The organism is Bacillus sp. OTU2372, from assembly GCF_038440275.1.
GTDB lineage: Bacteria > Bacillota > Bacilli > Bacillales > Cytobacillaceae > Neobacillus > Neobacillus bataviensis_B.
This window is the reverse complement of the sequence record NZ_JASATK010000002.1, coordinates 25,453-44,386: the sequence shown is the minus strand read 5'-3', so window position 1 is coordinate 44,386 and position 18,934 is coordinate 25,453. Positions and strand designations below refer to the sequence as shown.

General features: G+C 38.4%; 16 protein-coding genes and 1 riboswitch. Of the genes, 14 read left to right on the top strand and 2 right to left on the bottom strand.

Annotated features, from left to right (window positions below; genetic code table 11):
• The first annotated feature begins 197 nt into the window (after positions 1-197).
• The 14 genes from AAHB15_RS05195 (at position 198) to AAHB15_RS05130 (ending at position 18,340) form a co-directional block, all read left to right on the top strand.
• Positions 198-722 carry a shikimate kinase gene (locus AAHB15_RS05195; RefSeq protein WP_186446599.1) on the top strand — a complete coding sequence of 175 codons (525 nt, stop codon included), beginning with the start codon at positions 198-200 and terminating at the stop codon, positions 720-722.
• Between the two features lie 53 nt (positions 723-775).
• Positions 776-1,540: a type I 3-dehydroquinate dehydratase gene (aroD, locus tag AAHB15_RS05190; RefSeq protein ID WP_342041908.1), complete on the top strand. Its 765-nt coding sequence runs from the start codon at positions 776-778 to the stop codon at positions 1,538-1,540.
• 220 nt (positions 1,541-1,760) lie between these two features.
• Complete coding sequence (gene argC / locus AAHB15_RS05185; protein WP_335573669.1) at positions 1,761-2,798, top strand: N-acetyl-gamma-glutamyl-phosphate reductase; 1,038 nt, start codon at positions 1,761-1,763, stop codon at positions 2,796-2,798.
• A 71-nt stretch (positions 2,799-2,869) separates the two neighbouring features.
• Positions 2,870-4,099, top strand: a complete 1,230-nt coding sequence (gene argJ / locus AAHB15_RS05180; RefSeq protein ID WP_335573670.1) for a bifunctional glutamate N-acetyltransferase/amino-acid acetyltransferase ArgJ — start codon at positions 2,870-2,872, stop codon at positions 4,097-4,099.
• A 12-nt stretch (positions 4,100-4,111) separates the two neighbouring features.
• Positions 4,112-4,909 carry an acetylglutamate kinase gene (gene argB, locus AAHB15_RS05175; RefSeq protein ID WP_335573671.1) on the top strand — a complete coding sequence of 266 codons (798 nt, stop codon included), beginning with the start codon at positions 4,112-4,114 and terminating at the stop codon, positions 4,907-4,909.
• The gene (locus AAHB15_RS05170; protein ID WP_342041907.1) at positions 4,909-6,108 is read left to right on the top strand and encodes an acetylornithine transaminase; all 1,200 of its coding nucleotides are present in this window, start codon (positions 4,909-4,911) and stop codon (positions 6,106-6,108) included. The genes argB and AAHB15_RS05170 overlap by 1 nt, the downstream gene beginning before the upstream one ends.
• Before the next feature lie 5 nt (positions 6,109-6,113).
• Positions 6,114-7,190, top strand: a complete 1,077-nt coding sequence (locus AAHB15_RS05165) for a carbamoyl phosphate synthase small subunit (RefSeq protein ID WP_342041906.1) — start codon at positions 6,114-6,116, stop codon at positions 7,188-7,190.
• Entirely contained in the window at positions 7,177-10,413 is a 3,237-nt protein-coding gene (gene carB, locus AAHB15_RS05160) for a carbamoyl-phosphate synthase (glutamine-hydrolyzing) large subunit (protein ID WP_342041905.1), read from the top strand. Before AAHB15_RS05165 ends, carB begins: the two co-directional genes overlap by 14 nt.
• A complete protein-coding gene (argF, locus tag AAHB15_RS05155; protein WP_335573675.1) occupies positions 10,397-11,374 on the top strand; it encodes an ornithine carbamoyltransferase in 978 nt (325 codons plus the stop codon). Before carB ends, argF begins: the two co-directional genes overlap by 17 nt.
• Before the next feature lie 88 nt (positions 11,375-11,462).
• Positions 11,463-12,674 carry an argininosuccinate synthase gene (locus AAHB15_RS05150; RefSeq protein ID WP_342041904.1) on the top strand — a complete coding sequence of 404 codons (1,212 nt, stop codon included), beginning with the start codon at positions 11,463-11,465 and terminating at the stop codon, positions 12,672-12,674.
• Positions 12,675-12,900: 226 nt separating this feature from the next.
• Positions 12,901-14,277, top strand: a complete 1,377-nt coding sequence (argH, locus tag AAHB15_RS05145) for an argininosuccinate lyase (RefSeq protein WP_144567354.1) — start codon at positions 12,901-12,903, stop codon at positions 14,275-14,277.
• 329 nt (positions 14,278-14,606) lie between these two features.
• Positions 14,607-14,716: riboswitch (SAM riboswitch) on the top strand.
• A gap of 94 nt (positions 14,717-14,810) precedes the next feature.
• Positions 14,811-16,043 carry a homoserine dehydrogenase gene (locus tag AAHB15_RS05140; protein WP_342041903.1) on the top strand — a complete coding sequence of 411 codons (1,233 nt, stop codon included), beginning with the start codon at positions 14,811-14,813 and terminating at the stop codon, positions 16,041-16,043.
• A gap of 193 nt (positions 16,044-16,236) precedes the next feature.
• The gene (locus tag AAHB15_RS05135) at positions 16,237-17,622 is read left to right on the top strand and encodes a glycosyltransferase family 2 protein (protein ID WP_342041902.1); all 1,386 of its coding nucleotides are present in this window, start codon (positions 16,237-16,239) and stop codon (positions 17,620-17,622) included.
• A 61-nt stretch (positions 17,623-17,683) separates the two neighbouring features.
• Positions 17,684-18,340 (top strand): glycosyltransferase, encoded by a 657-nt coding sequence (locus tag AAHB15_RS05130; RefSeq protein WP_342041901.1) that lies wholly within the window; start codon positions 17,684-17,686, stop codon positions 18,338-18,340.
• 46 nt (positions 18,341-18,386) lie between these two features.
• Here the strand turns inward: AAHB15_RS05130 and AAHB15_RS05125 are convergent, their stop codons facing one another.
• Both AAHB15_RS05125 and AAHB15_RS05120 read right to left on the bottom strand, forming a co-directional pair.
• Positions 18,387-18,560 (bottom strand): YfhD family protein, encoded by a 174-nt coding sequence (locus AAHB15_RS05125; RefSeq protein WP_335573680.1) that lies wholly within the window; start codon positions 18,558-18,560, stop codon positions 18,387-18,389.
• Between the two features lie 119 nt (positions 18,561-18,679).
• Complete coding sequence (locus tag AAHB15_RS05120) at positions 18,680-18,826, bottom strand: YfhE family protein (RefSeq protein ID WP_396897377.1); 147 nt, start codon at positions 18,824-18,826, stop codon at positions 18,680-18,682.
• Positions 18,827-18,934: the final 108 nt, after the last annotated feature.

Genomic DNA, 18,934 nt, shown 5'->3' with positions numbered 1-18,934 from the left:
TCCAGCAGGGGTCTTTTTCTTTTGATTTTTTTAGGTGTAATATGCTCAAATACTCACATAAATATTGTTTTTCTATAGAGGGAACTATTATAATTATGACAAGATAATGTCACATATTTCAGAAAAAGTGATTATACAATTCATATCCTTGAGGGGGAAATTATATATTGGTATATCGGGGAGTTTCTTTAAAAGAAATGAGTATAGTTTTTATAGGGTTTATGGGTGTAGGAAAAACTACTATCGGTAAAGCTGTCGCAAAAAAACTCTATCGAGATTTTATCGATATTGATGCGGAGATAGAAAAAGAGTACGGTATGCCAACGTCACAAATCTTTAATAAGATTGGAGAAAAGGCATTTCGTGAAAAGGAAAAAAGTGTAATTACCGATTTGTGCAAAAAGAAAATGAAGGTTATTTCTCTTGGCGGCGGGGCATTTCTACAAGAAGAGATCAAACAGGTTTGTTTAGAAAATTGCCTGGTCATTTTCCTTGATTTATCTTGGGAAAATTGGAAGGAGCGAATAAGCCTTATTATTGACAGCCGGCCTGTTTTAAAAGGAAAGTCCTTAAAAGAAATTGAAGAACTGTTCTATAAGCGTCAGGAGATCTACGCTGATCACCATTCTGTTGTATCAACTGATAATCAAGATGTTGAAGATATAGCGGAGTATATTGTAGAGTCATTAAAATTAGCCTGGGAATTATATGGTGAAAAGTAACCGTAATAACCTCACGAACTTTTGTTTAAAAAATAGTAAAGGACTGTGGAAAAATGAAGAAAACAATTACAGTCAGAGGTATTACAATTGGGGAAGGTGCTCCTAAAATTTGTGTTCCGATGGTAGGGACAAGCTTAGCTCAACTAATAGAGGAAGCAAACTATTTAAACACACTTGATTTGGATGTAGTAGAGTGGCGTGTCGATTTCTTTGAGGATGTCGAACAAATTGAAAAGGTAAAAGAGGCTTTAAGTAAGATTCGAGGAATCCTCACAGAGACCCCTCTTGTTTTTACTTTCCGTAGTGCTAAAGAGGGCGGAGAAAAAGAGGTGAGCACCGCTTTCTATTTTGAACTAAATAAAGCTATCGCTGAAACTGGCCTAGCCGATATCGTCGATGTTGAGTTATTTAATGAAGAAAATGATGTTAAAGCATTAATAGAAGCAGCACATGCACGTAATGTTTATGTGATTATTTCTAATCATGATTTTCATGCTACTCCTGCAAAAGAGGAGATTATCTCACGTTTATGTAAAGCACAAGAACTAGGTGGAGATCTGCCGAAGATAGCTGTAATGCCAACTAGTACGGCTGATGTACTTACATTGTTGGATGCAACCACTACTATGAATGAACAGTATGCTGACAGACCGATTATTACTATGTCTATGGCAGGAAAGGGAGTTATCAGCCGCTTAGCTGGAGAATTATTCGGATCGGCCCTTACTTTTGGAGCTGCTAAGAAGGCTTCTGCACCGGGACAGGTAGCGGTTAAGGAATTGCGAAGCGTATTGAATTTGCTCCATACAAGCCTATAAATTAATATTTGGTAGTTAATCCCATGAAGTTCCTGTGCATCTCAGGAGCTTTTTTTTTTGCATAGGAAATGTATAATCTTACAAAGGTTAATGTAAGCGTTTGCAAAAATAAATACGGTAATTTTCAGTAAAAATAAAAAATTAGGCTAATTAACTATTGAATAATTATATAATGGTATGTATAATAATACATTATAAAAGCGACTTGGGAGTGGAAGAAATGAAAGCTGCAATTATCGGTGGAACAGGTTATGGATCAATTGAGTTAGTCAGGTTAATTAATAAGCACCCATACTTAGAGATTGGTTCAGTTGTATCCAACTCCCAAGCTGGGGTTAATTTTAGTGATGTGTATCCACATCTTTCCGACGTTGTTGTTCAACAGCTAGAAACATTTAATGCTAATAGATTAAGTGAAGAAAATGACATTGTTTTTCTCGCTACCCCTTCAGGTGTAAGCAGCAAACTGGTACCACAGCTGCTTGAAAAAAGAATCAAGTGTATTGACCTATCGGGAGATTTCCGGCTGAGGTCGTCTGAAGAGTACGAGAATTGGTATAAACACTCATCACCGGAAGAGATGTACTTAAAACAGGCAGTCTACGGTTTGAGTGAGATCTATAAAGAGGAAATCAGGCAGTCAACTTTAATAGCTAATCCCGGCTGCTATCCAACAGCAACCAATCTTGGTCTTTTACCCATACTTAAATCAAAATTAGCAGATGAAAAATCCATTATTATTGATGCTAAATCAGGAGTATCTGGTGCGGGAAGAGGCTTGTCATTAACTTCCCATTACTCAGAGATTAATGAAAATACTAAAGCTTATAAATTAGGAAAACATCAACATATCCCTGAAATAGAACAAGTATTGTCGGATGAGAGTGGTAATCCTATTACCGTTACCTTTACTACACATCTTGTTCCAATGACAAGGGGAATCATGTGCACGATGTATGTGAATCTAAAAGAAAAAATTTCAACCCAAAAAATTATTGATTTATATAAACAATTTTATCAAGAATCTCATTTTATAAGAGTACGCCCGGAAGGAAATATACCCGCAACAAAAGAAGTTATGGGATCAAACTTTTGCGATATTGGCTTGCATGTAGATGAACGGACTAATCGGTTAACTGTCATCTCAGTTATCGACAATTTAGTAAAAGGGGCTGCAGGTCAAGCGATTCAAAACGCCAATCTAATGAATGGCTGGGACGATCAAACTGGGCTCACTGATTTACCAATATATCCATAAGTTAAAACTAATAATTTACTAGTTAAATAGCCCGGTTAAACGCCAAGGGAATCTTAAGGGGGAAAAGAAAAGTGACACAAGCCACATCAACCAACAAAATCGTTATACTTGGAAATGAGAGTGTAACCTTACCAAAGGGGTATAAAGCGGGCGGTATGCATTGCGGAATTAAGAAGAAGCGCCTTGATTTAGGGTATATCGTATCAGAAGTCCCAGCCGCAGTAGCGGGAGTTTATACGACTAATATTTTTCAAGCTGCGCCACTAATCGTAACCCAAGAAAGTATAGCAAAAGAAAATAAAATCCAAGCAATACTTGTAAACTCTGGTAACGCAAATGCCTGTACAGGCGAGCAGGGTTTACTTGATGCGACAGAGATGCAAAAAAAATTCGCAGACGAGTTAGGCGTACAACAGCATCTTGTGGCAGTTACGTCAACGGGAGTAATAGGTGAATTGCTTCCAATGGATTGTATAAATACGGGAATAAAACAAATCCTCCAATCGGAATATGAACAAGAGGAAAATTTTAAACAAGCTATATTAACAACTGATACTTGTATCAAACAAATTGGTGTTCAATTAACAATAGATGGAAAGACCATATCAATCGGTGGTGCTGCAAAAGGCTCCGGGATGATTCATCCGAATATGGCCACCATGCTCGGCTTTGTAACAACCGATGCAAACATAGCCCAAGAGGACTTATTAGCAGCTCTTAAGGATGTAACTAATCAAACTTTTAACATGATTACGGTCGATGGTGATACAAGTACTAATGATATGGTACTGGTTATGGCAAACGGATTAGCGGGCAATGAACAGCTAACAAAAGACCATCCAGACTGGGATTGTTTTGTAGATGGATTAGAAATCGTCTGTAAGGAACTTGCCAAAAAGATTGCTAGAGATGGTGAAGGTGCAACAAAGCTTGTTGAAATCCAAGTAAGTGGAGCTTTCAGCACAGATGCAGCTAAAACTGTCGGCAAATCAATCATTTCTTCTAATCTCGTTAAAACAGCTATCTATGGAACAGACCCTAACTGGGGACGAATTGTCACAGCGGCTGGATACAGTGGTGTACCAATTGAACCTAATTTATTAGAGGTTTCGATCGGTCAATATAAAGTGTTTGAGAAGGGCTTACCGTGCCCAATTGTTGAAGAAGAAGTAAAAAGCTACTTAGAACAAGAGAACGTTGTTATATATGTTAACTTAAATCAAGGTGACTACAGTGCCACTGCCTGGGGATGCGATCTTACTTACGATTATGTGAAAATTAATGCATCCTACCGCACTTAAGGGAGGACAAAAATGAAATATTTAGTCATTAAGTGTGGCGGAAGTGTGTTAGAAAATCTGCCAAGATCATTTTATGAAGATATCGTAAAAATGCATACATCTAGTGAGTGGACGCCCATTATTGTTCATGGCGGGGGGCCATTAATTACATCTTTACTAAAAAGCTTACACGTTGAAACCAAATTTGTGAATGGATTAAGAGTAACTGACCATCAAGTGTTAGACGTAGTCGAAATGGTTTTAAGTGGGTCGGTCAATAAACAAGTGGTTAGAAACCTTGTAGAAGTAAGTGGAAACGCTGTTGGTATTAGCGGCGTGGACGGTGGATTACTAAAGGCTGCGCCAACAGCTGATGCAAAAACCTTAGGTTTTGTTGGAGAAGTGGTAGAAGTAAATCACAGCATCATCAAAGGCATTATAAACCAAGGTTTTATCCCAGTTATTTCTCCTGTAGGAATTGATGCCGGTGGGCAGCGTTACAATATAAATGGTGATATTGCTGCCTCAGCGATTGCCAAGGCATTAGAAGCAAACCTTTGCTTTATCAGTGATATTCCGGGAATCTTAGTCGACAACAATGGGGTGAAAACAAAGCTTGATAAAGTCTCAAAGACCATAATTGAACAAATGATCCAAGAGCAAACCATTTATGGAGGAATGATTCCAAAGGTCAAAGCTGCGATTGACGGTCTTGTTCACAACATCCCAGAAGTAGGAATCATTAATGGGTTTGAGAAAAATAGTCTGTTAGACTACTCAAACGGCAAATGCGTCGGTACAAAAATTGTCTTAGAAGAGGAGATAGCCTAATGGTTAACAATACATCCGTCTCCCTAACCACACCAGTAATGGCCACATACAGCCGTTTTCCTGTCACATTAGTAAAGGGAAAAGGTAGTTACGTGTGGGACGACCAGGAGAATCAATTCTTAGATTTCACTTCAGGAATAGCCACATGTAACTTAGGGCATGTGCCTGATCCAGTTAAGGAAAAGCTAGAGGAACAATTGCAAAACCTGTGGCATTGTTCAAATTTATATAACATTCCTAATCAAGCGCAGCTTGCTGCCTTACTAACAGCTAATAGCTGCGGCGATCAGGTCTTTTTCTGCAACAGTGGTGCGGAAGCGAACGAAGCTGCTATTAAACTGGCAAGACGATACGCTAATAAAATAAAAGGAAACAGTTCTTCAGAAGTGGTTACCTTTCAACAATCCTTTCATGGAAGAACTTTAGCTACTTTAACTGCAACAGGACAAGAAAAAATCCAACAGGGCTTTGCACCGCTAATGCCTGGATTCAGCTACCTGCCATTTAATGACGAGGAAGCGTTAGATCAGCTTATCACCCTTAAACCTGCAGCAGTTTTACTAGAATTGGTTCAAGGTGAAGGCGGAGTTATTCCGGCAAATCAAGAATGGGTGACAAAACTAGCACAAATCTGTAAGGAAAATGAGATCCTCCTGATGGTGGATGAAATCCAAACAGGAATAGGCAGAACGGGAACATTATTTGCCTATGAGCAATATTCTATCGAACCAGATGTGATAAGTATCGCAAAAGGGCTGGGTTCTGGTTTTCCAATTGGAGCCATTATTGCTAAAGAAGAGGCAGCAAAAGGGTTTGAACCCGGCAGCCATGGCAGTACTTTTGGCGGAAACCCCTTGGCAACAGCAGCGGGGCTTGCCACAGTGACCCATATTATGGAGAGTAATCTGTTGGAAGATGTTAAGGAAACGGTAAATTATCTCGACCAGCAGCTCCTACAATTAAAAGAGAAGCATTCTTTCATAAATGAGATTCGCGGTAAAGGCCTTCTAAAAGGATTAGTGGTGGAGATTAATGCTTTGGAAATCGTGCAAAAAGCGATTGCCAACCATCTTTTAATCTTAACTGCCGGACCGAATGTCGTTCGAATCTTACCGCCATTAACCGTAACAAAAGCGGAGATTGATGAATTTACTGTAGCGTTGGAAGAAACATTCCAAAGTATAGAGAAAGGCGTGTGAATATTTTGGAAAAGGGTTATCTTACTTTGGAAACAGGAGAAGTTTTTGAAGGTGTACTAATAGGTGCAGAGAAAGACTCTCTCGGAGAGGTCGTTTTTAATACAAGTATGACCGGATATCAGGAAATCATCACAGATCCATCCTATGCCGGACAGATTATCACTTTCTGTTATCCAATTATAGGAAACTATGGGATTAATGCATTAGATGATGAAAGTATTTCTCCTGCCTTAGCAGGAGTAGTAATAGGTGATTTATGTGAAACACCTAGTCATTATCAGTCCATAAATAAATTTTCAGAAAAGCTGAAAAATGCAGGGGTTGCCGGGCTTGCCGAGGTAGATACAAGACGGCTTGTCAAAACTATTCGCAGCCGTGGAACAGTAAAAGCCTATCTAGGTAAAGAAAAGGGAATCAAATTGCCTAGCGATCAAAAAGTAACGATGTGGGTAGAAAAAGTATCTACGAATAAGATTCAATATTTCAAGAATAATGGGCCTCACGTCGTGCTAATGGATTTTGGATATAAAAAGTCTATCCTTCATGCGCTTTTAGAGGAAAACTGTTCAGTAACCATTGTCCCTTACACAACTACATTCGAAAAAATAAAATCCTTAAATCCGGATGGTATTTTATTAAGTAATGGACCTGGAGACCCCATGCAGTTAAAAGCATGGTTCCCGGAAATTAAAAAAATTACCCAGGCCTTCCCAACACTTGGAATATGCCTTGGCCATCAGCTAATTGCATTGTCATATGGGGCAAAAACTACAAAACTTGCTTATGGACACAGGGGCGGAAACCATCCGGTTAAGGAATTGACAACCGGTAAGGTGAAAATAACCGCTCAAAATCATAGCTATGTTGTCCTTGATGAGAGCATTGATCAAAAGGTATTTAATGTTACCTACCGAAATATAAATGACCAATCGATAGAAGGATTGCAACATAAATTGTATCCAATTCAAACCGTTCAATTTCATCCGGAAGCACATCCCGGACCAAGCGACACGGATTATATTTTTAAAGATTTTGTGAGTCAGATCGCATCATTGGGAGAGAACATTTATGCCGTTAAATAAAAATCAAAAAAAAGTACTCGTCATTGGTTCAGGCCCGATTGTAATAGGGCAGGCAGCAGAATTTGACTATGCCGGAACACAGGCGTGTATCGCCTTAAAAGAAGAGGGAATTGAAGTTGTTCTTATTAATAACAACCCGGCCACGATTATGACTGATGAGGCAGTTGCCGATAAAGTATATATTGAACCTTTAAATGTAGAAACAATTGAGAAAATTATCCAAAAAGAACGTCCTGATGGAGTCATAGGTACACTTGGCGGTCAAACAGGATTAAATTTAACCGTTGAGCTATTTGAACAGAAAATTTTAGAAAAATACAATGTTGAACTTTTAGGGACTTCGGTTGCATCCATTAAGAATGGTGAGGATCGCGAGAAGTTCCGTAACTTAATGTTGAAAATTGGTGAACCAATCCCAGAATCTGAAATCATTCATAGTTACGAAGAAGGCGTTCAGTTTGTTCAAAAAATCGGTTTTCCTGTCATCATCCGCCCAGCCTATACACTTGGAGGAGAGGGTGGAGGATTCGCTTATAACGATGAGGAACTTGAACTTGTGCTAAAAAAAGGTTTAGCCGCAAGCCCAATTCACCAAGTCTTAGTTGAAAAAAGCATTAAAGGCTGGAAAGAAATTGAATATGAGGTCATGAGAGATGCAAATGATACGTGCATCATTGTTTGTAATATGGAAAATATGGATCCCGTTGGAGTTCATACTGGAGATTCCATTGTTGTCGCCCCATCACAAACATTAACAGATGTTCAATATCAAATGCTGCGTGACGTTTCTATTAAAGTAATAAGAGAGTTAAAGATTATCGGTGGATGTAATATTCAGTTTGCGCTTCACCCGGAATCCAATCAATACTATATTATCGAGGTTAATCCAAGGGTAAGCCGTTCATCGGCGCTTGCTTCAAAGGCAACAGGATACCCGATCGCAAGGATGGCGGCAAAGTGTGCGATTGGTTATCATCTTGATGAGATTGTGAACCCGATAACAGGTAATACGTTTGCTTCTTTTGAGCCAGCGATTGATTATATTGTGGTGAAACTGCCCCGCTTTCCATTTGACAAATTCCCTGAAGCAGACCGGACATTGGGAACACAAATGAAAGCAACAGGGGAAGTTATGGCAATCGACCGAACATTTGAAGGTGCTTTAAACAAAGCGATTCGCTCTATGGAAATGAATGTTTATGGTCTATGTCAAACAGCTTATGAGTCATTAGAAGAATCCTCTTTAATTGAATTGCTTCGTGTAGCAAATGATAAACGATTATTTGTCATCGCGGAAGCGTTTAGAAGAGAGTTCACTCTTGAAAAAGTACAACAGCTGACAGAGATTGACCCGTGGTTTTTACACAAAATTAGCTCAATCGTTGCGTTAGAAAAGGAACTAGCATCCTATCAATGGAGTACCGTTCCAGTCGACCTGCTTAAAAGAGCCAAAAGAAATAATGTGGCCGATAAGTTATTAGCGCAAATTTATGAGATCCCGGAAAAACAAGTAAGACACAAGTGGAAAGAACTACAGTGGAAGCCGGGGTACAAAATGGTTGATACTTGTTCTGCTGAATTTGATGCCATTACACCTTACTATTATTCTACATGGCATGGTAGTGATGAGGTAGAAATCACAGATAAGAAAAAAATTCTTGTCATTGGTTCTGGTCCAATTCGTATTGGTCAAGGAATCGAATTTGATTATTGTTCTGTTCACGCGGCTAAAGCTCTCAAGAAAAAAGGTTTTGAAGCTGTTGTAATTAATAACAATCCTGAAACTGTAAGTACAGATTATTCGGTTGCCGACAGCTTGTATTTTGAACCGCTCGCTGCTGAAGATGTCTTACATGTAATTGAAAAAGAAAAAGTAGATGGCGTGTTAATCCAGTTTGGCGGTCAAACTGCTATCAATCTTGCTCATGATTTAGAAGAAGAAGGAATTAAGATTTTAGGAACAACAGTTAAAAATGTTGACCGCTTAGAGGATCGTAAGGAATTTTATCAACTCCTGGATGAATTAGCGATTCCTCACATTGAAGGAAAAACAGTTTCGCAGCCTGATGAATTGATAGAAGCGGCTAACGCTTTGGGCTACCCAGTGCTTGTTCGTCCATCCTATGTAATTGGCGGCCAGTCCATGTTTACGATTTATTCTGAACAAGAGCTAGTACAGTACATTAACCAGCTTGAAGAAAATTCACATGCTGAAATGTGGCCATTATTAGTTGATAAGTTCTTACCAGGGCTGGAATGTGAAATTGATGTCATCTGTGATGGGGGAAATATTGTCGTACCCGGTATTTTTGAACATATTGAAAAAGCAGGGGTTCATTCCGGTGATAGTATTACAGTTTTTCCGCCAATCTCTTTATCTAGCAAAATAAAAGGAACATTAATAGATTATGCAGGCAGAATCGCAAAATCTGCTCCTGTTATTGGTATCATGAATATCCAATTTGTTATCTATGATGAAACTGTTTATGTTCTGGAGGTAAATCCGCGTTCATCCCGTACAGTGCCGATTATTAGTAAGGTCACTGGCGTTCCGATGATCGAGTGGGCCACACGTGTTCAATTAGGTGAATCCTTAACGGAATTGAGTCAAGATTTAGGGTTACTTGCCGAACCCGATTACTTTTCAGTAAAATCTCCTGTCTTTTCTTCTAGTAAGCTTAAAGGAGTCGATCATGTACTCGGACCGGAAATGAAGTCCACAGGAGAAGTACTCGGAATTGGCACTAACTATCAGGCAGCACTTCAAAAATCTGTCCCTTTAATCAATGGAACTAAGGGAGAAGGGTATCTGCTATGTTCGATTTCAGATAGAGAAAAAACGGATAGTCTTGCTATTTTAAAGGAACTAGTAAAAGAAGATTACAAGCTTGCGGCTACAGAAGGAACGGCTGAATTTCTAAAGTCCAATGGTCTCTCTGTAGAAATAGTGGTTCAAGACGAAAAAGATTTAAATAATATCTTCCGAAATAAACCAATTCTGGCCGTTATTAATATACCGAATCAAGGTCGAAATAAAAATAAATTTGGTTTCCATTTACGTGAGTATGCAGTCCGCTATAAAGTACCGGTGTTCACACATCTAGATACTATTGAAACCACATTAGGCGTACAAAAGAAGTTTGGGGCTGAATATGAAGTAAGGACGGTTAGTGAGTATTACAAATATGAGAAAGAAGGTGCCGTTCATGTTAGAAGCAATTAATACGGACGGAAAAAGCATCAGCAATAAACAAACATTTAAAGGTATTGATTTTTTACAGCTAGCTGATTACAGCACCGATCAAGTCCTTTGTTTGCTAGATGAAGCAGTTGAATTAAAAAGAATGCAAAAACAAGGTAAACCCCATCCATTCTTAAGCGGGAAGGTATTGGGCATGATTTTTGAAAAATCCTCGACTCGAACAAGGGTTTCCTTTGAAGTAGGGATGCTGCAGTTAGGAGGACATGCAATCTTTTTAAGTTCAAGGGATATTCAGCTCGGCCGCGGCGAGAGCATTTCTGATACCGCGAAGGTATTGTCCCGTTATATTGATGGAATTATGATTCGAACATTTTCGCATGAGTCTGTTGAAGAGTTAGCCTCTCATGCCACAGTACCTGTCATTAATGGATTAACAGACCTGCAGCACCCAACCCAGGTGCTTGCAGATCTGCTAACTATCCTTGAGCATAAAGGGAAGTTGGCAGGCTTAAAGCTTTGTTATATTGGTGATGGAAATAATAATATGGCTCATTCTCTAATGGAAGGGGCCGTAAAAGTCGGGATGAATATCAGTATTGCAAGTCCTGCGGGCTATCTGCCTAATGAGGAAATTACTGAAAGAGCCATCCAAGCTGGCAAGGAAACGGGAAGCGCGGTTACGATTACAAATGATCCTTATGAAGCGATAAAGAATGCTGATGTGGTTGTCACAGATGTTTGGACCAGCATGGGGCAGGAAGAGGAAACTGCCATCCGTTTAAAAGCATTCCAAGGCTTTCAAGTCAATGAGGAATTATGCAGCCATGCTAATAACGATTTTATCTTTTTACATTGTTTACCGGCACACCGTGGTGAAGAGGTTACGAGTGAGATTATTGATGGACCACATTCAGTTGTATTCGATGAGGCTGAAAACCGTTTACATGCTCAAAAAGCAATTTTAAAACTTTTACTATCATAATGGGTTCCTTTTTTATGAGATGTGTTGTATAATCATTCTATCGAATGAATAAAAATCCATAAAGTATTCAAGGAGAGTTAAGATAAAAATGACTAAGGAAAAGATTGTATTAGCATACTCAGGCGGTTTAGATACATCTGTATCAGTAAAATGGATCCAAGAAAAGTACGGTTATGATGTAATTGCGTTGGGTTTAGATGTCGGTGAAGGTAAAGACTTAGAAGCTATTAAAAATAAAGCATTAAAAGTTGGCGCTTCGAAAGCGTATATGATAGATGCAAAAGAATTGTTAGCAAAAGAATATATTTTACCAGCTTTAAAGGCTAATTGTTTATATGAAGGTAAATACCCGTTATCGTCAGCTCTATCAAGACCGCTTATTTCTAAATTATTGGTAGAAGTTGCGGAAAAAGAAGGAGCAATGGCTGTTGCCCACGGTTGTACAGGTAAAGGGAATGACCAAGTCCGCTTTGAGGTATCCATCCAAGCATTAAATCCTAGTTTAAAAGTGGTTGCACCTGTTCGTGAGTGGGGAATGACCCGTGACGAGGAAATTAAATACGCGGAAGAAAACGGGATTCCTATTCCAGTAAATTTAGACAATCCATTTTCTATTGATGCCAATATCTGGGGACGTGCCTGCGAGGCAGGAGTTCTCGAAGATCCCTGGGCAGAAGCTCCGGAAGCAGCATTTGACTGGACTAATCCAATTGAATTGACACCAGATGCACCTGAATATATTGAAATCGAATTTGAACAAGGGGTTCCAGTTGCACTGAATGGCGAAAAGCTTCCACTTGTTCAGCTTATTGAAACACTTAATACGCTTGGCGGTAAGCATGGAGTAGGCCGTATCGACCATATTGAAAATAGATTAGTAGGGATTAAATCTAGAGAAGTGTACGAAAACCCTGCTGCATTAATTTTAATTAATGCTCATAAGGAATTAGAGTTTTTAACGCTAACTCGTGAGGTTACCCAATTTAAGACACAGGTTGAACAGCAAATGGCGAAGATTATTTATGAAGGTCTTTGGTACTCACCGATTAAACCAGCACTTGATGCTTTTATTGATGAGACACAAAAGGTAGTTTCTGGTACAATCCGTGTTAAATTGTTTAAAGGAACTCATACAGTGGTTGGACGTAAATCACCACACAGCCTTTACAATGAAGAATTAGCAACCTATGCTAAAGGAGATGCTTTTGATCATAATGCCGCTGTTGGCTTTATCAAGCTTTGGGGGCTGCCAACTAAGGTGTATTCTGAAGTAAATAACAAAGAAACGATTTTAAAATAATAATCCGGATTGCCCTCGAATCCATTTTCGGGGGCTCTCTTCTTTATTTGTAGATAAGATAATATAGAAATTGACTTTGAGAATTGTCTAGCTCCAGCGCCTAGCCCCTCGAGGTCACAAGTCAATCCGTCCAAAAGGTTAAAAAGCAACCTTTCGGCCGGCTTGTCTTGTGCTTGTCGGGGCTGACCAAGGCGCTTGCGCTTTTCTTATTTAAGGAGGAACAGTAATGTCGAAGTTATGGGGCGGCCGTTTTACGAAAGAAACCAATAAGCTCGTTGAAGAATTTACAGCATCAATTTCCTTTGATCAAAAGTTAGCGAAAGAAGATATTGCCGGAAGTATGGCGCATGTTCAAATGCTGGGAGAATGCGGGATTATTCCGATGGAAGATGCTAGTAAAATAAAGGACGGCCTTCTTGCTATAAAGAAAATGGTGGATGCTAACGAAGTTGAGTTTTTAGTTGAAGATGAAGATATTCATATGAATATTGAAAAGCTCTTAATTGAAAAAATCGGACCTGTAGGCGGCAAGCTTCATACAGGGCGCAGCCGCAATGACCAAGTAGCTACTGATATGCATCTATACTTAAGAACTAAAACGACTGAACTAATTAAGTTAATTGAAGATGTCCAACAGGCATTAATTGGGCAGGCAAAAGAGAACATTCACACATTAATTCCAGGGTACACACACTTGCAGCGGGCCCAGCCAGTTTCCTTTGCACATCACCTAATGGCTTATTTTTGGATGTTTGAACGTGATAAAGAGAGACTTATGGATTCACTTAAACGAGTTAATTGGCTGCCACTAGGTTCCGGAGCACTAGCAGGGACAACATTTCCAATCAATCGTGAACGAGTCGCAGAAATATTAGGCTTTGAAACCATATATCCAAATAGTATGGATGCAGTGAGTGACCGTGATTTTATTTTGGAATTTTTATCGATTGGGTCTATTATTATGACACATATTTCAAGATTTTCTGAGGAATTAGTCATTTGGTCCAGCCAAGAATTCCAGTTTGTTGAACTTGATGATTCATTCTGTACAGGTTCAAGTATCATGCCTCAAAAGAAAAACCCGGATGTACCAGAATTACTTCGTGGTAAAACAGGAAGGGCTTACGGCAACTTAATTGGATTGTTAACCGTACTTAAAGGCTTGCCGCTTGCTTATAATAAAGATTTACAAGAAGATAAAGAAGGCATGTTTGATACGGTAGAGACTCTTGAAGGGTCATTAAAGCTGTTAGCTCCAATGATTGAGTCGATGACTGTCAACAAAGATGTGATGCGAAAGGCGATCAATAATGATTTTTCCAATGCAACGGATATTGCTGATTATTTGGTTAGAAAGGGCTTGCCATTCCGTGAGGCACACGAAGTGATTGGGAAAATAGTCTTATATTCAATTCAAGCCAATAAGTTTTTACTTGATTTAAGTTTTGAAGAATATCAAAGCTTTAGTCCTTTATTTGAAGAAGATATATACAAGGTATTGGCTCCTGAGCATGTAGTCGCGGTTAGAAACAGCTTTGGCGGCACCGCCCCAGAACAAGTGGAAAATCAAATACGCCTTGCACAGGGAAAACTTCAAAGATAACCATGATAATTTTAAGGCTCGCCAAACGGCGGGTTTTTATTTTCGTTTAGGAAATTATAAAATTTTCGCTTTTGGATAACTGTTAATAAAAGGACTCTCAACGTCCAGCTCCAGCGCCTAGCCCCTCGATGGTCTACAGCCACTCAGGGAATGAAGGCAAAGAACGCCTTCTTTCCCTGAGCTTCTTATGCTTGTCGGGGCTGTTCAAGGCGCTTGTGCTTTTGTTCATCAAATAATCGAATTAAAAGAATATATTGACATTTAATAATAATTAAACTAGAATATTTTTTATAACTTAACTTGGTAATTTAAATGAAAATAAAATATAACTCTTATCCAGAGAGGCGGAGGGACTAGGCCCGATGAAGCCCGGCAACCATCAAGGTATTCCTTGAAAAGGTGCTAATTCCTGCAGGTTATTTAGCCTGAAAGATAAGAGGAGGAATTAGCCCTCTTCTTATAAGAGGGCTTTTCTTCATTTATTAGAAAAACTGATAAAGATCATGCAAATATAATAAGAAGGGTGGATCAACATGTCTGTAATTAAAGTGGCAATCCTCGGGTTTGGGACTGTTGGTGAAGGGTTTTATCGAACGATTCAATCACATGCGGAAGAACTGACAGCCGTTTTAGGCAAGAAGGTAGAGGTGGCTGCCATACTAATCAAGAACAAGCAAAAGGAGCGGGACATTAACAAAGATGTATTAGTTACAACAGAATTTACGGATATACTAAATTTGCCACAGCTTGATGTTGTTGTCGAAGCCATTGTTGATAAAGACCCAACATACATATTTTTAAAGAAAGCCATTGAGCGTGGCTGTCATATTATTACAGCAAATAAGGAAATGTTCGCACACTATGGACAAGAACTGCTTGAACTTGCAAAAGAGCATCATGTCTCTGTTGGATATGAAGCCACTGTAGCTGGAGGAATTCCGGTTATTCAAACATTAAGACAATTATTAAATGTAAATCGTGTTCAGCAAGTTCAAGGTATTTTAAATGGAACATCGAATTTCATTTTAACGGAAATGCGAGAGAAGAAGCTTTCTTTTGCCCAAGCTTTACGAGCAGCACAAGAAAACGGCTTTGCTGAGGCCAACCCGACAAATGATGTAGAAGGCTTTGATGCCTTTTATAAAGCCATGATTTTAAGCAGACTTGCCTTTGGTGAAGAACCAAATTGGCATGCAGTTGAAAGGGTAGGGATTACTTCAATCACAAGAGAATTAATCGACACTGCCGAAAGGCTTGGACTTAGGTTTAAACATATTGCCAGTATAAGCAAATCGAGTCATCAACTAAAGGTATCTGTTAAACCAGTCCTTGTTGGAAATGAGCATCCTTTATATCATGTCGAAGGGGTTCAGAATGCAGTAAACATTTCTTCGGATATTGTCGGTCAAATAACACTACAAGGACCAGGTGCAGGGATGTATCCCACAGCAAGTGCGGTTATTGAAGATTTAGTCTACGTCTGTCAGAACCGGCCTGAAAGCCAAGGGCTCTTATCAACAAGTGAAACCAATACCGCTATTTCCGACCTTGAGCAAAAAGAAGAAAATTGGTTATTAGCTGGATTGTTTAATAATGCAATTGACCCTTCGATTAAATTGATTGAACATGTTGAAGATGGAACATGGATTGCAAAAGGGAAAAAGGGAGAAATTGAGGCGCTCTCGACACAAAATAATGAACTTATTTTTTTTCCGATTATAGGAGAATATGAAAAAGAGCAAATATCGGCAAGAGTAGCTTTATAGAATAATTAAACATTATCACCTTTATACAAAAAGAGCCCACGGCTCTTTTTTTTTTACCATTTACATTCGTGTTAACAAAAAAGTGCACAGAAACCATTAAATTAGGTATAAGTTTAGTCAGATACGATTGTCCCTCATATCCTATAAAGACCAAATGGACTAGTATAATCTAAAAGGAAGTGAAGAGGTCCGTATGACAGCAAAGTCTATAACGAATAGAAGTAATCCATTGTTCTCTGATTCCTTGGAACAGGAAAGATTAAGAGACGGCACTGGTGAAAAAAGCTGGGGCGGCGAATTTAAGTGGTCAAAAAGTATAAGAAAACGAAAAAACGATACTGACCAAATTTCAGAAAAAGGTACAAGTAAAATCTCACAGGATGATACGAATCATGAGATTGAAGTCAGTATTATCATTCCATCACAAAATAAGTATCCACTAAATTTATTTACCCTTTACTCCCTCGAGTATCAAACCTTTAACACTAGAAAGATGGAAGTAATCTTTATTAACGATGCATCTACTGATCAAACAGAAGAAGCATTAAAAAACTACCATCCTCCCTTTCAGTTTAATTATATTCGCAACACAAAAAAACTCGGTAGAGCTAGGGTTAGAAATTTAGGCATTCAAGCTGCAAGGGGGAGCATTCTTATTTTCCTTGATGCAGAAATGATTACTGAACCTGACTTTGTCGCGAATCACTTTAACTATCACCAAAATTCCCAAAATCTTATTGTAACAGGGGCAATGTATGCAAAAGCGTTATATTCATGTATTTTCCCAGAATTCTCCGACCGAATCATGAAAAAGCTCGAAAACTTAGCAAAAAAGAATCAAAAAATATATGAGAGATTCCAAGATTGTAAATTTCCTCTTGAAACGTCGTATCCACTAATCGAAAAAGACGATATAGTTCAGGGAACCTTCAAAGAAATATCGTATCGTGCGTACCCATGGTTTCAAGGAATCATCAGTAATTTCAACGAAGAATTAGAAGGGTTCATGTTTCCATGGATGGCATTTCTAACAGGGAATATGTCCATACGGAAGGAGCTTATAATTCAGGCCGGGATGTTTGATGAAGAGTTTTACCATTACGGTTATGAGGATTGGGAATTAGGATACAGATTACATCAAATGGGTGCAAAATATATAGTAAGCAATAAATTGACCACATACCACCAAGAGCATCCTGTTGGGGAGGCAAAGTGGAAAGAGGCAGTAGGAAACTTTGGTTTATTCTGTTTAAAACACCATGAAGTAGATGTGTTAATTTTAGCGTTAGAGATTGCTAGAATGACAGATATGCTAACCATGAATAATGTTTTAAAGGAATATAAACTGCTTCTACAAACAAATCCAGAACAATTTCAACGCTTCAGAGAAAAATTCATTGCTATCCTTGAGACCATTATTCTTATGCTAGAAGTCGACATTCGTCATATTAATATCTTAGGTGCTGCAGGCTATAGTTCAAAGGCTAGAGAAAGTCTTAAAAACGATATGAAACAAATTGAAACCCTTAATAGCTATCCGAATTTAACCAAGTTTTTGGCACTGGTGATAAACTCATAAACCAATGAGAGGAGTGGAAAAAGTGGTTTCCATTATTACTTGTACAATAAGAGATGAATGCATGGATAATATTTTTAATAACTATCAGCAACAAACATGGAAAGAAAAGGAGTTAATTATTATTTTGAATAAAAATTCAATGGACATTGATCGTTGGATTAAAAAGGCAAAGAACTATCCGAATGTCCAAGTGTTTCAATTGTATGAAAATGTCACTTTAGGCGATTGTTTAAATTTTGGGGTTTTGAACTCCAGCTATGATATTATAGCTAAATTTGACGATGATGATTATTACGGACCTGATTATATTAAAAATGCACTGTTGGTCTTTGAGGATCCAAATATCTCGATTGTTGGTAAAAACTCGATTTATATATATTTTAAAAATAAAAAGGCACTTATTCATGTTCAGGGAGCGGAAAATACTATGTCTGATACAGTAGCAGGTGCAACCCTGATGTTTAGAAAAAATCTATTTTATTATATCCGTTTTGAAAAAGTAAATCGTGCTGAGGATTACTTTTTTATTGATCAATGTAAAAAATTGGCTTTTAACATCTTTTCAACCGATCGTTTTGATTTTGCAGTTATTCGCCATGACTCAGAAAACCATACTTGGAAGATTGATGATGACGACCTAATAGGGTGGGGGGACCTAGTTGGGTATATGGATGATTTTCAATCGGTAGTATCAAATCAGAAATCAACTTTAATTTAAGAAGCAGGGCAGCCCTGCTTCTCTATTTTTTAATTAAGAGGTTATTTTACTTTCGATTTTTCACACGTTGATTAGCAGCATTAGCGCGTGCCTGTGCCTCAAGATCAGCGTGATCTGCTAACTCTGAAGAATACTCGACATCTTTTCCATCTGTTTTTAAGTTTTTAGGAACTTGTGGAAGTGACCCTTTATTGTGCTTTTGTCCTTGTGCGCGACCCATTTAAAAAACCCCTTTCAAATTAAACTAAAGAGAGCAGCAAATGCTCTCAAAGATAGTTTTTACATTCTGAAAGGAGTCCATTAATGGAAAAATTTTATATTTAATCTTTGAATGTTTTCTTAGATCCGAGTCTTTTTGTCTGTAAAACCAGCCGCACGGTCAGCCATCTTAAAATCTCGCTGATAGCGGACCTCTTGCATGCTTGTTAAAGAAAATTTTCCTCCGTCTCTACTGTCCTTCTTTTTCTTTCCACCCATTGTGCTCATTCCTTTCAACCTTTTTGTTAAAACTGAAAGCCTAAGTGCAAAATCATAAAACTAAATATGTACTTATTTCCATTTTTACCTTTTAGAAAAAAAAGATACGGGTTTTTG

Coding starts and splice junctions, on each gene's coding strand:
- AAHB15_RS05195 (WP_186446599.1), top strand. CDS start 198: ATGAGTATAGTTTTTATAGGGTTTATGGGTGTAGGAAAAACTACTATC.
- aroD (WP_342041908.1), top strand. CDS start 776: ATGAAGAAAACAATTACAGTCAGAGGTATTACAATTGGGGAAGGTGCT.
- argC (WP_335573669.1), top strand. CDS start 1,761: ATGAAAGCTGCAATTATCGGTGGAACAGGTTATGGATCAATTGAGTTA.
- argB (WP_335573671.1), top strand. CDS start 4,112: ATGAAATATTTAGTCATTAAGTGTGGCGGAAGTGTGTTAGAAAATCTG.
- AAHB15_RS05170 (WP_342041907.1), top strand. CDS start 4,909: ATGGTTAACAATACATCCGTCTCCCTAACCACACCAGTAATGGCCACA.
- carB (WP_342041905.1), top strand. CDS start 7,177: ATGCCGTTAAATAAAAATCAAAAAAAAGTACTCGTCATTGGTTCAGGC.
- argF (WP_335573675.1), top strand. CDS start 10,397: ATGTTAGAAGCAATTAATACGGACGGAAAAAGCATCAGCAATAAACAA.
- AAHB15_RS05150 (WP_342041904.1), top strand. CDS start 11,463: ATGACTAAGGAAAAGATTGTATTAGCATACTCAGGCGGTTTAGATACA.
- argH (WP_144567354.1), top strand. CDS start 12,901: ATGTCGAAGTTATGGGGCGGCCGTTTTACGAAAGAAACCAATAAGCTC.
- AAHB15_RS05140 (WP_342041903.1), top strand. CDS start 14,811: ATGTCTGTAATTAAAGTGGCAATCCTCGGGTTTGGGACTGTTGGTGAA.
- AAHB15_RS05135 (WP_342041902.1), top strand. CDS start 16,237: ATGACAGCAAAGTCTATAACGAATAGAAGTAATCCATTGTTCTCTGAT.
- AAHB15_RS05130 (WP_342041901.1), top strand. CDS start 17,684: ATGGATAATATTTTTAATAACTATCAGCAACAAACATGGAAAGAAAAG.
- AAHB15_RS05125 (WP_335573680.1), bottom strand. CDS start 18,560: ATGGGTCGCGCACAAGGACAAAAGCACAATAAAGGGTCACTTCCACAA.
- AAHB15_RS05120 (WP_396897377.1), bottom strand. CDS start 18,826: ATGAGCACAATGGGTGGAAAGAAAAAGAAGGACAGTAGAGACGGAGGA.